The organism is Microbacterium resistens, from assembly GCF_031456305.1.
Classification (GTDB): Bacteria; Actinomycetota; Actinomycetes; order Actinomycetales; family Microbacteriaceae; genus Microbacterium; species Microbacterium resistens_A.
This window is the reverse complement of sequence record NZ_JAVDUM010000003.1, coordinates 133798-145597: the sequence shown is the minus strand read 5'-3', so window position 1 is coordinate 145597 and position 11800 is coordinate 133798. Positions and strand designations below refer to the sequence as shown.

Genomic DNA, 11800 nt, shown 5'->3' with positions numbered 1-11800 from the left:
GAGCAGAGTCACCAGGTGGTGATCAGACCGCCCCAGGAGAGCCCGACGCCGAATCCGAGCAGCATGACCCTCATGCCCGGCTTGAGCGTGCCCTGCCGCTCAGCCTCGGCGAGCGCGATGGGGATGGTCGAGGAGACGGTGTTGCCGAACTCCCCCATCCCGACGAAGAACTTCTCCTCGGGGACGCCGAGCTTCTTGCGCAGATGCTCGAGCATGAACGCATTGGCCTGGTGGAAGACGAAGAGGTCGACGTCATCGAGCCCGAGGCCGGCCTTGCCGAGGATCGACTCCACCGAGGACGGCACGACCCGCAGCGTGAAGTTGAAGATCTCGGGACCGTCCATGAAGAGGTCGTAGGACCCCTCCTCCAGCTCGCGGGCGCCCGCATCCGCCTTGGGCTGCAGAGCGGTCCCGGCACGCAGCCCGCCGTGCGGGACGATCAGGCTCTTGGCCCCGGAGCCGTCGGTCCCGTAGGTGATGGCAGTGATCGCCTCGTCGCCGCCGTCATCGGTCACGAGCGTCGCCGACCCGCCGTCGCCGAAGATCGTGCGGACGCTCTTGTCCGCCGGATTGAGGAACTTCGTGTAGGTGTCCGCCGTGAGGACGAGCACTCGGGAGGCCTGCCCCGAGGCGATGAGCCCCTTGGCGAGCCCCAGCGCGTAGATGTAGCCGGAGCAGCCGAGCGTGATGTCGGTCGCGCCGGCCGACGTCGGGATCCCCAGCGCGTCCTGGACGATGCAGGCGGTGGACGGCAGGAAGTAGTCCGGGCTCTGGGTGCAGACGATCACATAGTCGATGCCCGCCGGATCGATGTCATGCCGCGCGAACAGCGAACGGGCGGCAGCGATCGCGATGTCGGAGGAGAACTCATCCGCGGCGGCGATGTGCCGGCGATGGATCCCCGTCTTCGCGGCGATCTTGTCGACGCTCCACTCCGGGAACTGCTCGGCCAGGTCCTCATTGCTGAGGACGGCCTCCGGCACGTAGTAGTCGACGGCGGCGATCCGTGCGTTCATGCAGCGAGTCTACGGCGCCGTGCCGTCACTGGGCCGTGTACCCGCCGTCGACCACGAGTGTCGTGCCGGTCACCCAGGCGGATGCGGAGGAGACCAGGTAGAGGGCCGCCCTGGCGACATCCTCCGGGAGGCCCGTGCCGAGGGGATGCATCGCCTCTATGCGCTCCCAGCCTGCCTCGCCCACCCGCTCGCGGATGCCGCGGGTCAGCGCGGTCTCCACGATCCCCGCCGCGATGCTGTTGACCCTGATCCGCTCACGGGAGAGCTCGAGGGCGAGCGAACGTCCGATCGCGGCGACCGCGGCCTTCGAGGCCGCATACGCACTGACGCCGGCCTCGCCCACCATCCCCGCGACGGAGGACATCAGCACGACGGCCGGGTCCTCGCCGCGCACCTGCCGGTGCCGGAAGGCCTTGACCAGCATCAGCGTGTCGGTCACGTTCGTCTCCAGCACCGTCGAGACCTGCTCCGCGGTGATCGTGCGCAGCGGGGTCGTCGCGTGGATCCCCGCCGCATGGATCAGCCCGTCCAGCGCACCCTGCTCCACCGCTGTCTCACGCAGCGCCGCGGTGACGGCGACGTGATCGGAGAGGTCGCAGGGGACGATCCGATGGCCATCCCCCGCCATCGCGGCCCGCGTCTCCTGCAGCGCCTCTTCACGGCGTGCGATCAGCGTGACACGCGCGCCCTGCCTGCTCGCGAGCACCGCGGACGCCCGACCGATGCCCGAGGAGGCGCCGGTGACGACGAGCGAGCGTCCGTCGAGCCCGAGGAAGTCCTCAGGCACGGGCGGCGTCGACGAGCGCCTTGAGGTCGGCCACGGTCTTGGCCTCGGTGAGCTGGTCGGCGTCGATGGTGAGTCCTGCGGCGTCGTCGACCTCCGCGATGAAGGACAGATTCGACAGGGAGTCCCAGCCGAGGTCCTCCAGATCAGTGTCCAGGCTGACCTCGTCGACCTCGAGGATCTCGGCGACGGTCTTCAGCAGTGCCTTTTCATCCATGCGCTCATCCTATCCGCGAGGCCTATCCGTACGGCCGGTCCGTGGGGCCGGGGCGCGGTGTCGGTGCCGCGACCTGACCGAAGTCAGTAGTTCTCGGCCGGGACCTTCTCGAACCACCAGAACGGGTGGGTCAGCACCTGCAGCACGGGGACCTTGTCGACCCAGAGCGCGAAGTGGCCCTCGCGCCAGTTGCCACTGCTGTCGCTGAGATACTTCATGCTCGGCATCATGAAGCGCGGCTCATAAGAGTGATAGGCGACCGTGTCCGACCATCGCTCGACCAGGCGCGAGGCGAACTCGTAACCGCCCATGCGGGCCGGCTCGTGCAGGCTCAGCCCGCCCAGGGGCCGTCCGACCGCCGTCTCGAAGACCCGCCGCTGACGTTCCGCCCACTCGTCGTTGTCGTGCCCGAGCACCTCGTTGATGCCGCCTTCGAGATGCAGCTGCACCTCGTGCCCCAGCTCCTCCATCTCACGGATGATCAGCAGGGAGGGCAGGCTCATGAGGTTGTAGCCACGTGCGTGCACCCGGAGGAAGAAGGTGGAGGTGCAGCCGGCCTCCGCGTCCACCCTGGCGACTCTCAGCGCCTGCTCGATGCTGTTGTCGATGTCGTGCCGAAGGATGAGGTGCTTGTCCTGGGGCGCTGCGAGGAAATCCTGGAACCCGGTCACGGCGTATCCGGCGCCGCGATAGGCCTTCAACGCCGACGAGTACGAGTCCAGCGAGAAGTCGGTGCGGGGCCCGGTCGGCGCGGGCTGCGAGGCAGTCGTCATGTATCAGCCATCTCTGTGTTCGGACGTGCACAGGCGGATGGCACGCGATTGACATCCTATCGGCGCGGCGCTCGCTCCCCGGAGGACGCGGAGGCTCGGAGTACAGTCGAGCCCATGTCTTCTTCCGCTCTCGAAGCCGCAACCGTCGCTGCGGGCCTCGACGCCGAGCTGATCGGCGCCGGGTCGGCGATCACCGCGCCGGCCGCCATCCAGTCCGCCGGCGCCGGATCGCTGACCTTCGCCGTCGACGTGATCCGGTATGCAGAGGCCCTGGAACGCGCCCTGCACGCCGGGGCCGTGGTCATCGCCCCCGCAGGCACCGCACTCCCCCAGGGCAGTCGCGGCGCGCTCATCCTGACCGACAACCCCCGCGCGGCGTTCGCCCTCGCCATCGCCAGGCATTTCACCGAGGCGCCGGAGCCGGGCATCGCCGACACGGCCCGCGTCCATCCCTCCGCGATCGTGCACGAGTCCGCGACCGTCGGCGAGTTCACCGTGATCCGCGCCGGGGCGGTGATCGGCGCCCGTTCCGTGATCCGCGACCACGTCGTCGTCGGCACGGGCGTCCGGATCGGCGAGGACGTGCTCGTCAAGAGCCACGCGGTCATCGGCGAGGAGGGCTTCGGTATCGAGAAGGACGCCGCGGGCGACAACTTCCGCATCCCGCACATCGGCGGGGTGGAGGTCGGAGACCACGTGGAGATCGGCTGCTTCACGACGGTGTGCGCAGGAACGATCTCGCCTACGACGATCGGGGACCACACGAAGGTCGACGATCACGTCCACATCGCGCACAACTGCCTCATCGGCCGGAACGTGATCGTCACCGCGTGCGCCGAGATCTCCGGCAGCGTGATCGTCGAGGACGAGGTCTGGATCGGCCCGAACGCCTCGGTCATCGACGGCATCGTGGTCGGCAGGGGCGCGCTGCTCGGCATCGGGGCGACGGCTATCCGTGCGATCCCTGAGTACGATGTGCGCGCAGGGAACCCGGCCAAGCGGATCGGCACGACGAAGCGCTGATCGCGGGGCAACGGGGCTATGGCGGAACCGCCCGGTAAAGTGGCCGGAGTCCTGTGACGGAAGGAACCGCCCTGCACGCCTCTGCCACGCTCGCCGAGCCCACCGGCCGGCTCGACGCACTGACCGGACTCCGGTGGTGGGCGGCGTTCGTCGTCTTCTTCTTCCACATGCGCGAGTTCGCGCCGCTCCCCGGGGCGATCTCCGCGATCTTCGACTTCGGCTACCTGGGCGTCACCTTCTTCTTCGTCCTGTCCGGCTTCGTGCTCACCTGGTCGGCGCGCCCCAGGGTGCCGGAGTCGACGTTCTACTGGCGCCGCTTCGCACGCATCTGGCCGTCGCACATGGTCGCGCTGGTCATCGCCGTGCCCGTGTTCTACACCATGGCCACCATCCAGGAGGGTAGCTTCCTCAAGCCCTTCGACCTTGGGATCCTCCTGCTCTCGGTGGTCCTGCTGCAGGGGTGGTTCCTGAGCCCGACGGTCCTGTACTCCGGCAACCCGGCGGCGTGGACGCTCACCTGCGAGGCGTTCTTCTATGCGCTCCACCCCTGGATCTCCCGCGTGCTGGTGCCACTGTCCAAGCGCGGCGCGCTGCTCCTCGCGGGTGGCGCCATCGCCTACGCCTTCGCCTATCGAGCCGGCGTCCTCGCCTGGCCCGATTCCTGGCTCTCCGCCGTCCCGCTCCCCGTTCAGCGCCTGCCTGAGTTCGTCCTCGGCATGGCGCTCGCCTGGGCGATGCGCTCCGGATGGCGGCCCCGCGTTCATCCGCTGATCGGGATCGCCTCACTCGGAGCGGTGATCCTCGCCGTGCTGCTCAGCTATCGCGTCGCCCTTCCGCCCGTGCTCGGCGCCCTTCCCACCTTCACGAACGAGATGTTCACCGTCGCCTGCGGACTGGCCATCATCGCCCTCGCCTCGCACACACTTCGCGGACGACGGTCGCTGTTCGAGTCACGGCTCCAAGTGCGTCTCGGCGAGTGGTCCTTCGCCTTCTACCTGGTCCACGCCACGTTCATCTACCTCTTCATCAGGCTCTTCGGCCACCAGGAGGCGCGGTGGGCGAACCTCGGCTGGTTCGCCGTGCTCCTCGCCATCGACCTCACCGCAGCCTGGGCGCTGCACAGCTTCGTCGAGAAGCCGCTGGAGAAGCGCATGCGCCGCTGGAAGGACCGCCGCGATCAGGCGCGGCTGCCCGCGGCAGCCGCGGCCTGACCCGCGTGAGACCCCGCTCAGAGTCCCCTGCTCAGAGCGGGTTCCCCGGTCAGACGATCAGGACGAAAGCTCCCCACCCCGAGCCGATCTGGGTCGGGCTGCCGAACGCTCCCGCGCCGTTTCCCGGATACAGCCAGAGCGTCTGGTCCGACATCCGCCTTCCGATGAGATCCGCCCGTCCGTCACCGTTGTAGTCGCCTCCGCCGATGACGGTGAAGCCGGACCAGCCAGGCCCGAGGACGGTCGGCGCACCCAGTGCCCCAGGACCGGAACCTCGGTAGAGGTAGAGGGACCCGTTGGACGCCCTGCCGATCAGGTCGCCCCTCCCGTCCTGGTCGAAGTCCCCCGCGATCAGGGCATTGATGCCCGTCCAGTTCATGCTGAGAAGCTGCGGGCTCTGGAACCCGCCCTGACCGTTGCCCGGATACAGATAGAGGTTTCCGTCCGTGGCCCGCGCCACGAGGTCGGCCTTGCCGTCACCGGAGAAGTCGGAGCCTCCTGTCAGAAGGCCGTAACCCGCCCATCCCGATCCGGTGACGCGATGCGTGAACGTGCCGCCACCATTGCCCTCGTAGAAGTGATAGCTGCCGTCCGACCGGATCTGCACCACGTCGTCTGCGCCGTCGCTGGTGTAGTCGCCGTGCGCGAGCATCGTCGTCGTGTCCCAGCCCTGTCCGAGCAGGTGCCCGGAGAAGCTCGCCCCATCGCCGAGGAAAGCGGCGAGATATCCGTCGTTCCGCACGGCGAGGAGATCCGAGTTGCCGTCCTGATCGACATCGAAGGGCACCGTTCCGAGGCCAGGGAACGAGTAGGGGATCCCCGCCCCCTGGGACACGTTCAGCCCGCAGGAGTACCCCAGCGACGCGGCGATGTTCTCCCCGTACCTGTGCACCTCGAAGTGCAGGTGGCTGCCGAAGCTCTGCCCCGTGTTCCCGACGTTGCCGATCACGCTGCCCTTGCCGACGGTGTCGCCGATCGAGACGTTCGGCGCGGACACCATGTGCCCGTAGAGCGTCTCGTAGCCGGCGGGGTGGACGATCTCCACGGCGTTGCCGTATCCGCTATACCACCCGGCGATCGTCACCGTGCCGCCGTACGCCGCCTTGATCGGGGCGCCATGGATGCTGCCGCCGGTGATGTCGATCCCCTGATGGCCATCCGCCCCGGGGCAGCGATTCCCGACCACGCTGCTGACCCAGCCGGTCACGGGCTGGATCATCGAGCCGTAGGCGGCCTCTGCCGTGGTCGGCGCGGCCCCCAGGGAGAGGGTCGCTCCGAGGGCGACGGTGAGGCCGGCGACCAGTCCGAGGCGCCAGCGGCGCCGGTGTCGATACGAGGGCATTGTCATCCTTCCCCGCCCGCCGCCGACGCGTCCGGGCTCGATCATGATGGCGCCGAGGCCGTAGGTGCTCTCGGGCTACTCCGCGAGCCTGAAGAACGGCTCGTTCGAGACGAGGACGTGCTGGAACTGCTTCTCGGTCAGCGGCAGGGACGCGACGGCGATGTAGACGTCGGGCACGTCCGGCGTGCCGCCGATGACGCAGAGCGCGGCGACCTCGGGAGCCTTGCTCCCCGTTCCCGGGATGTGCACCATCCACGGCGGGTCGATCTCGCGCCGGAGCACCTGGGCCTCCTCGGTCCGCAGGTTCAGCTCCGGATCCTTGAAGTACGGCACGGTCCTCTCCACGCAGAGCTCCACCAGCTGGTCGGCGGTGAACTCGACGGGAGGAGCCGTCGGCGTCCCCGTCGGCTGCGGCGAGGCGGGAGCGGTGGAGGTAGGCGTGGCGGAGGGCGTCGTGGAGGGCGTCGGGCCCTCCGCGGCATCGGTCGGCAGCGGGACGGCGCCCGGCGCGCCCGCGCATCCGGAGAGCAGGAGGACCGTCAGGGCGAGCGGAGCAGCGAGTCTGCGCATGCTCTGACCATAGCGGTTCCTGAACGTTTCATGTGAGCATGAAAGCGTGGGCTTCAATACCCGGTCAAGAGCGGTCGGACCGCCTGATCCAACCGTCGATGAGCGCGCTCGCACTGGCTCGGCCGTCGTGGACCGCGGCCACGAAACCGGGCCCTGCCGCGGCGATCCCCCGGGCACGCTCCCGGTCATCGGAGAGCTCCATGAGCACGTCCTGCACGGTGTCGGGGGTCGCCTCGACGATCGGCAGCTCCACGCCGTGATCCGCGCGGACACGCTCCCGCACGGATGGCAGGACGTGTCCCACCACCACGCGACCCGCGGCCATCGCCTCGCAGGCGGCGACCCCGTAGGAGCCGAGCCGGAACTGATCGAGCACGATGTCCGCCGCCGCGTAGACGCCCGGCATCTCCGAGGACGCCGCCCCTGTCACCAGGCGGTAGTCGATAACGCCTCGGGACCGAAGCGCGGAGACGGCCGGCTCGATCAGATGGCTCCCCTTCTGGACCGTCGAGCTCGAGACGTGCACGACTCGCGGGACGGCGCCGGAGAAGGGGGCGTCGTCCGTCGCGAAGGGCGTGCCGTCCACGACGACAGGGCACCACCGCGCCCAGGGCACGTCATCGATGAGGTCGGGCGTGGAGACGAACGTCGGACGCCGCAGCTCGGTGAGCAGGCGGAGGTTCACCCTCGCGTCCTCTCCCAACGACGAGGTCCGGGGGTCCTCCGGATAGGGGGACCAGGGAGTGCGCCGCGCATGCGCTTCCGGGTCGCGGATGTCCGTGCCGTGGCACAGATACGCGACGGCGACCCCCGCGTCCTCCAGGGCTGCGATCTCGGCACGCAGATCCCGCGAGAACCGACGTCCGAACATCGAGCGCTCGGCCTCGACCAGGACGTGCGTGAAGCGGCGAGCCGACTGCCACTCCGCCTCGGCCCACTCCGCGGACGCGTTCACCGTGGCGATCGGCACCGTCGTGTCGGCAGAGAAGCCATAGCCCCCCGGAAGCTCCACCGCGACGTTGCGCGCACCGACGCCCTGGTCGGCCCGCTCCACGGCCCTGGCCCAGGCGTACCCCTGCCCCGAGTAGTTGGTCGGCGCGATGTAGAGACGCAAGGGGGCGCTCGGGACCGTGGTCGGCGCGACGTCCTCGCCCCGCAGCAGCCGGCCGGCGAGACGCCCCAGCAGGCCGTCCGGGTTGCGCGCGACCGACTCCATCGCGCGGTTCATCCAGCCGGGGAGGGAGGAACGGCGACGCATGAGCCATTCGGTCAGCCGGCCGAGGAGGGCGCTCATCGGCCGCGCCCCGCGACGACCCGGCGGAGGACGTCGACGACCCGGCGTGCCACGGCGGCCATCGAATGCTCGCGGGCGGTCCAGGCCGAAAGGGCGGCCCGCTGCTCCGGGGTGGCCCGGCGGTCGGCGAGGTCGCGCATCGCGTCGGCGATCGCCACCGGGTCATAGGCGCAGGCGATGCCGGCCCGGATGTCGGGATCCGCGCCCTCGAGGAGGTCGATCGTGGGACCGGGACCGGCGAAGAGCACCGGGCAGCCGGCCGCGAGCGAGGAGAAGGCCTTGGACGCGTAGGAGTAGTCGTAGACGGTGCCCGGCTTGATGGTCGCGAGGCTCGCGGACGCTGCCCCCAGGTGCGCGAGCAGCTCGGCGGGCGGGACCGGCTCCAGGTACTCGATGCTCTCGGCGACGCCCAGCTCGGCCGCCCTGGCCTGAACACGGGGCTGCTCGCTGCCGTTCCCGATGAACCGCAGCCGATAGCCGGGATGCGTCTCCAGGAACCGGGCGAAGCCGTCGACCAGGATGTCGGCGCCGTGATAGGGCGAGTAGCTGCCGGCGTAGACGAAGAGCGGCTGCGGCTCCGCGATCGCCAGAGGGAACTCCTGCGTGTCGGCGCCGAACCCCGTGATCGTCACCGGATTGCGGACCCCCAGCGCACGGGTCCGGGCGACGACGCCCTGGGACACCGTCACCACGTGCGCCGCACCCCGCAGGGCGAATCCCTCCAACCCCCGCAGCACACGCACGACCAGGGACGACACGGGCTCGAGCTGCGATGCGTCGGACCAGATGTCCGCGGCGTCGTAGACATAGGGGATCCGCCGGATCCCGCAGACCACGCGCACGACGACGCCGGTGGTGGGCGGCGGCTCCATGAAGACCACGTCGGGTCGTCGGGCGAAGAGGAGCCGGAACGCGAGGGGGATGTCGAAGCTCATGTAGGGCACATAGCCCCGCACATACCCCTTGGCATCGCGGAGGACGGGGGAAGTTCGCACCCGCTCGCCGCGCGACGGCGCCCGCATCCCCTTCGGAGGTGCGGCGGTGAGCACGTCGACCTCATGGCCGTCCGCCAGGAGCGCGTCGGCCACAGCACCCAGGTAGATCGAGGCGGCGGAGGGCTCGGGGCGATAGATCCGCGAGACGATGGCGACGCGCATCAGGCCTCCAGGAACTCACGCATCAGGACGTCGCGGGAGAACCGGCCGTCGTGCAGCCGGCGGACGAACTCCGGCCCCTGCGCGGCGATCTCCCGGTAGTGCTCACGGCGGGCGGCGATGTCGCGCAGGACGTCCTCCAGGGTGTCCACCGTGACCTCGGGGATGGGGATCGGCATGCCCGCCTGTCGATCGACCTCGCGACGGACGGCATCGGTCAGATACGTGAGGACGATCCGCCCCGAGGCCATCGTCTCGCACGCGCCGACCCCGTAGTCACCGATCCGGAACTGGTCCAGCACCACGTCCGCGCTCGCGAAGGTCTCCGGCATCTCGGAGTTCGGGACGCCGGTCAGCTCCACGTACTCGATCAGCCCCTCCGCGACGAGGCGATCCACGATCGGCCGGATGAGGGCCGTGCCCTTGACATGGGTCTGCGTGGGGGCGTGCACCACCCTCAGCCGGTCGCGGACGAGCGTCGGCGTCGTGTTCGCCCACTTCTCGACGTCGATGACGACCCCGAGGAGATGCGCGTCCGGCAGGTCGTCCAGAAGACCGGGGGTGGACACAAAAGTCGGCACGCCGAGGTCGGCGACCAGCTCCAGGTTGTCCGCGATGGCCCGTTCCATCTTGTCCAGCGGCACCCACTTCTCGACGTCGTCTCCGAAGTGGGAGTATGGCACGTTCCGCGCATGCCGCGAGGGCAGCCGCACGTCCGTCCCGTGCCCGACGATGCCGACCTTCACCCCGGCATCCTGGATCAGCGCGACCTGTCGACGCACGTCTCCGCGGAACATCCCCCCCAGGATCGGGAAGCATGCCTCGATGAGTACGTGCGTGTAGCTTCCTCGGATCTCGGCGAGCATCGCGTTCTGCCAGGCGCGGGAATGCTCGGAAGTGCGCCAGGAGACGAGGTGATCGGCATCGTACCCGAGCGGGTTGTTCCCGGTGTGGACGTAGTTCCGCGCCGAGACCAGGCCGCTGCTCTCCGCCGCTCGGGACCAGCGATAGCCCTGCCCCGCGTAGTTCACCGGGCCGACGAGCATCCGGTACGGCTTCGTCATGTCCGGCACCGGGACCGGCGGCGGGGATATGCCCTGCGCACGATCGACCCCTGCGGCGATCGCATCCTGCAGTCGCTTGGGCACGAGGTGCCAGGCGCGCTCAGCGAGAGGATTCATCGGGGAGTGCCCTTTCCGTCTTCGAGACCGTGTCCACGGTCGATCCACTGCGTCCGGAGGACGGTCGCGGCGAGGCGTCCGTCGTGGACGTCCTCCACGAACGCCCTCCCCTCATCGCGGAGGGAAGGGAGGTCGGCGCGCGCCGCGAGATCGCGCAGGACGGCCTCGATCGTGTCGACCGTCGCCTCCAGGATCGGAAGCTCTCGCCCCACGCGCTCGCCGATCATCGTCCGGATCGGCGCCGTCACATGACCGACGACGACGGCTCCGGCCGCCATCGCCTCGCACGCGGCCACTCCATAGGACCCGATCCGCAGCTGGTCGATGACGACGTCGGCCCGTGCGAACGCCTCCGGCATCCGTGCGGAGGGGACCCCTTGGATGAGCTCGAACTCGATGATCCCCTCGTCGACCAGCTCGGTGAGGATCGGGAGGATCAGCTCGGTCCCCTTCACCGCCGAGACCGAAGGGGCGTGCGCGACACGGAGCGGGCGTCCCGCGGGCCGCTCCGTGCGGTCGACGTGCCAACGTCGGGGATCGACCACGACCGGGCACCACGCGGCCTCCGGAACGTCGGCGAGCAGGTCGGGGGTCGAGACGAACAGAGGCCGGCCGCTCGCTTCCAGCAGTGCGATGTTGCGCGCGGCGACCACCTCGAGACGGGGAGCATAGATCGACTCGTCCGAGAAGTGAGACCAGGGGTGGTCCTGCCGGTGCCGTGAGGGGAGGCGGACGTCCGTGCCGTGTGCGAGGTAGGCGACGTCGACGCCCCGCCGCAGGAGCGCTTCCGCCTGCGCCTGCACCGAACGCCCCAGCATCCGCCCGAACGGCGGCTCCTCCGCCTCGATGAGGACGTGGGTGGCGCCGGCCGCTGCCTCGAACTCCCGTCGCTGCCAGTCCCGGTCGTTGTGGAAGGTCGCCACCGGAACGACCACGTCCGCGTCGAAGGAGAACCCGCCTGGTACGTCCATCGCCATGTTCCGCGCCGAGACCGACGGGTCAGCCGCCTCCAGGGCCCGTGCCCATTCCCGCGCCTGGCCCGAGTAGTTCACCGGCGCGATCAGCACTCGGATCGGTCGATCCTCGAAGGTCGTCGCCGGGACGGAGCCACGCGGTCCCGGACGGCCGATCCGAAGGGCGGCAAGACGGCCCGCGACGCTGTTCGGGTGATCCGCGATCCAATCGATGGCGGCGTTCGCCCATCGCGGCAACCTGTAACGATCCATCGTGCCTTT

Annotated in this window: 12 protein-coding genes; 2 read left to right on the top strand and 10 right to left on the bottom strand. The window is 69.6% G+C overall.

Annotated features, from left to right (window positions below):
• Window positions 1-8 precede the first annotated feature (8 nt).
• The 4 genes from J2Y69_RS04550 to J2Y69_RS04535 all read right to left on the bottom strand — a co-directional run bounded on the left by J2Y69_RS04550 (window position 9) and on the right by J2Y69_RS04535 (window position 2790).
• Window positions 9-1016: a 3-oxoacyl-ACP synthase III family protein gene (locus J2Y69_RS04550; protein WP_310018020.1), complete on the bottom strand. Its 1008-nt coding sequence runs from the start codon at window positions 1014-1016 to the stop codon at window positions 9-11.
• Window positions 1017-1041: 25 nt separating this feature from the next.
• On the bottom strand, window positions 1042-1803 hold the full coding sequence (locus tag J2Y69_RS04545) for an SDR family NAD(P)-dependent oxidoreductase (RefSeq protein WP_310018019.1): 762 nt from the start codon (window positions 1801-1803) through the stop codon (window positions 1042-1044).
• Window positions 1796-2017: an acyl carrier protein gene (locus J2Y69_RS04540; protein WP_310018017.1), complete on the bottom strand. Its 222-nt coding sequence runs from the start codon at window positions 2015-2017 to the stop codon at window positions 1796-1798. Before J2Y69_RS04540 ends, J2Y69_RS04545 begins: the two co-directional genes overlap by 8 nt.
• Window positions 2018-2100: 83 nt before the next feature.
• Window positions 2101-2790, bottom strand: coding sequence for a GCN5 family acetyltransferase (locus J2Y69_RS04535; RefSeq protein ID WP_310018015.1), 690 nt, complete (start codon window positions 2788-2790; stop codon window positions 2101-2103).
• Between the two features lie 114 nt (window positions 2791-2904).
• Here J2Y69_RS04535 and J2Y69_RS04530 point away from each other — a divergent pair, with 114 nt between their 5' ends.
• On the top strand, window positions 2905-3813 hold the full coding sequence (locus J2Y69_RS04530; protein ID WP_310018013.1) for an LpxD N-terminal domain-containing protein: 909 nt from the start codon (window positions 2905-2907) through the stop codon (window positions 3811-3813).
• A gap of 53 nt (window positions 3814-3866) precedes the next feature.
• Window positions 3867-5024 (top strand): acyltransferase family protein, encoded by a 1158-nt coding sequence (locus tag J2Y69_RS04525; protein ID WP_310018011.1) that lies wholly within the window; start codon window positions 3867-3869, stop codon window positions 5022-5024.
• Window positions 5025-5073: 49 nt separating this feature from the next.
• On the opposite strand, the gene J2Y69_RS04520 is transcribed toward J2Y69_RS04525, so the two are convergent.
• From J2Y69_RS04520 to J2Y69_RS04495, 6 genes are all read right to left on the bottom strand, one after another.
• A complete protein-coding gene (locus J2Y69_RS04520) occupies window positions 5074-6366 on the bottom strand; it encodes a VCBS repeat domain-containing M23 family metallopeptidase (RefSeq protein WP_310018010.1) in 1293 nt (430 codons plus the stop codon).
• 75 nt (window positions 6367-6441) lie between these two features.
• Entirely contained in the window at window positions 6442-6936 is a 495-nt protein-coding gene (locus J2Y69_RS04515; protein WP_310018008.1) for a hypothetical protein, read from the bottom strand.
• Window positions 6937-7000: 64 nt separating this feature from the next.
• Window positions 7001-8230 carry a glycosyltransferase gene (locus J2Y69_RS04510; RefSeq protein ID WP_310018006.1) on the bottom strand — a complete coding sequence of 410 codons (1230 nt, stop codon included), beginning with the start codon at window positions 8228-8230 and terminating at the stop codon, window positions 7001-7003.
• Window positions 8227-9387 carry a glycosyltransferase family 4 protein gene (locus J2Y69_RS04505; protein WP_310018004.1) on the bottom strand — a complete coding sequence of 387 codons (1161 nt, stop codon included), beginning with the start codon at window positions 9385-9387 and terminating at the stop codon, window positions 8227-8229. Before J2Y69_RS04505 ends, J2Y69_RS04510 begins: the two co-directional genes overlap by 4 nt.
• Entirely contained in the window at window positions 9387-10565 is a 1179-nt protein-coding gene (locus J2Y69_RS04500) for a glycosyltransferase family protein (protein ID WP_310018002.1), read from the bottom strand. Before J2Y69_RS04500 ends, J2Y69_RS04505 begins: the two co-directional genes overlap by 1 nt.
• A complete protein-coding gene (locus J2Y69_RS04495) occupies window positions 10562-11791 on the bottom strand; it encodes a hypothetical protein (protein WP_310018001.1) in 1230 nt (409 codons plus the stop codon). Before J2Y69_RS04495 ends, J2Y69_RS04500 begins: the two co-directional genes overlap by 4 nt.
• Window positions 11792-11800 lie beyond the last annotated feature (9 nt).

Bases quoted from the DNA above. Each gene is read 5' to 3' on its own strand.
- J2Y69_RS04505 (WP_310018004.1), bottom strand. From the start codon at position 9,387: ATGCGCGTCGCCATCGTCTCGCGGATCTATCGCCCCGAGCCCTCCGCC.
- J2Y69_RS04500 (WP_310018002.1), bottom strand. From the start codon at position 10,565: ATGAATCCTCTCGCTGAGCGCGCCTGGCACCTCGTGCCCAAGCGACTG.
- J2Y69_RS04540 (WP_310018017.1), bottom strand. From the start codon at position 2,017: ATGGATGAAAAGGCACTGCTGAAGACCGTCGCCGAGATCCTCGAGGTC.
- J2Y69_RS04510 (WP_310018006.1), bottom strand. From the start codon at position 8,230: ATGAGCGCCCTCCTCGGCCGGCTGACCGAATGGCTCATGCGTCGCCGT.
- J2Y69_RS04530 (WP_310018013.1), top strand. From the start codon at position 2,905: ATGTCTTCTTCCGCTCTCGAAGCCGCAACCGTCGCTGCGGGCCTCGAC.
- J2Y69_RS04495 (WP_310018001.1), bottom strand. From the start codon at position 11,791: ATGGATCGTTACAGGTTGCCGCGATGGGCGAACGCCGCCATCGATTGG.
- J2Y69_RS04515 (WP_310018008.1), bottom strand. From the start codon at position 6,936: ATGCGCAGACTCGCTGCTCCGCTCGCCCTGACGGTCCTCCTGCTCTCC.
- J2Y69_RS04550 (WP_310018020.1), bottom strand. From the start codon at position 1,016: ATGAACGCACGGATCGCCGCCGTCGACTACTACGTGCCGGAGGCCGTC.
- J2Y69_RS04520 (WP_310018010.1), bottom strand. From the start codon at position 6,366: ATGCCCTCGTATCGACACCGGCGCCGCTGGCGCCTCGGACTGGTCGCC.
- J2Y69_RS04535 (WP_310018015.1), bottom strand. From the start codon at position 2,790: ATGACGACTGCCTCGCAGCCCGCGCCGACCGGGCCCCGCACCGACTTC.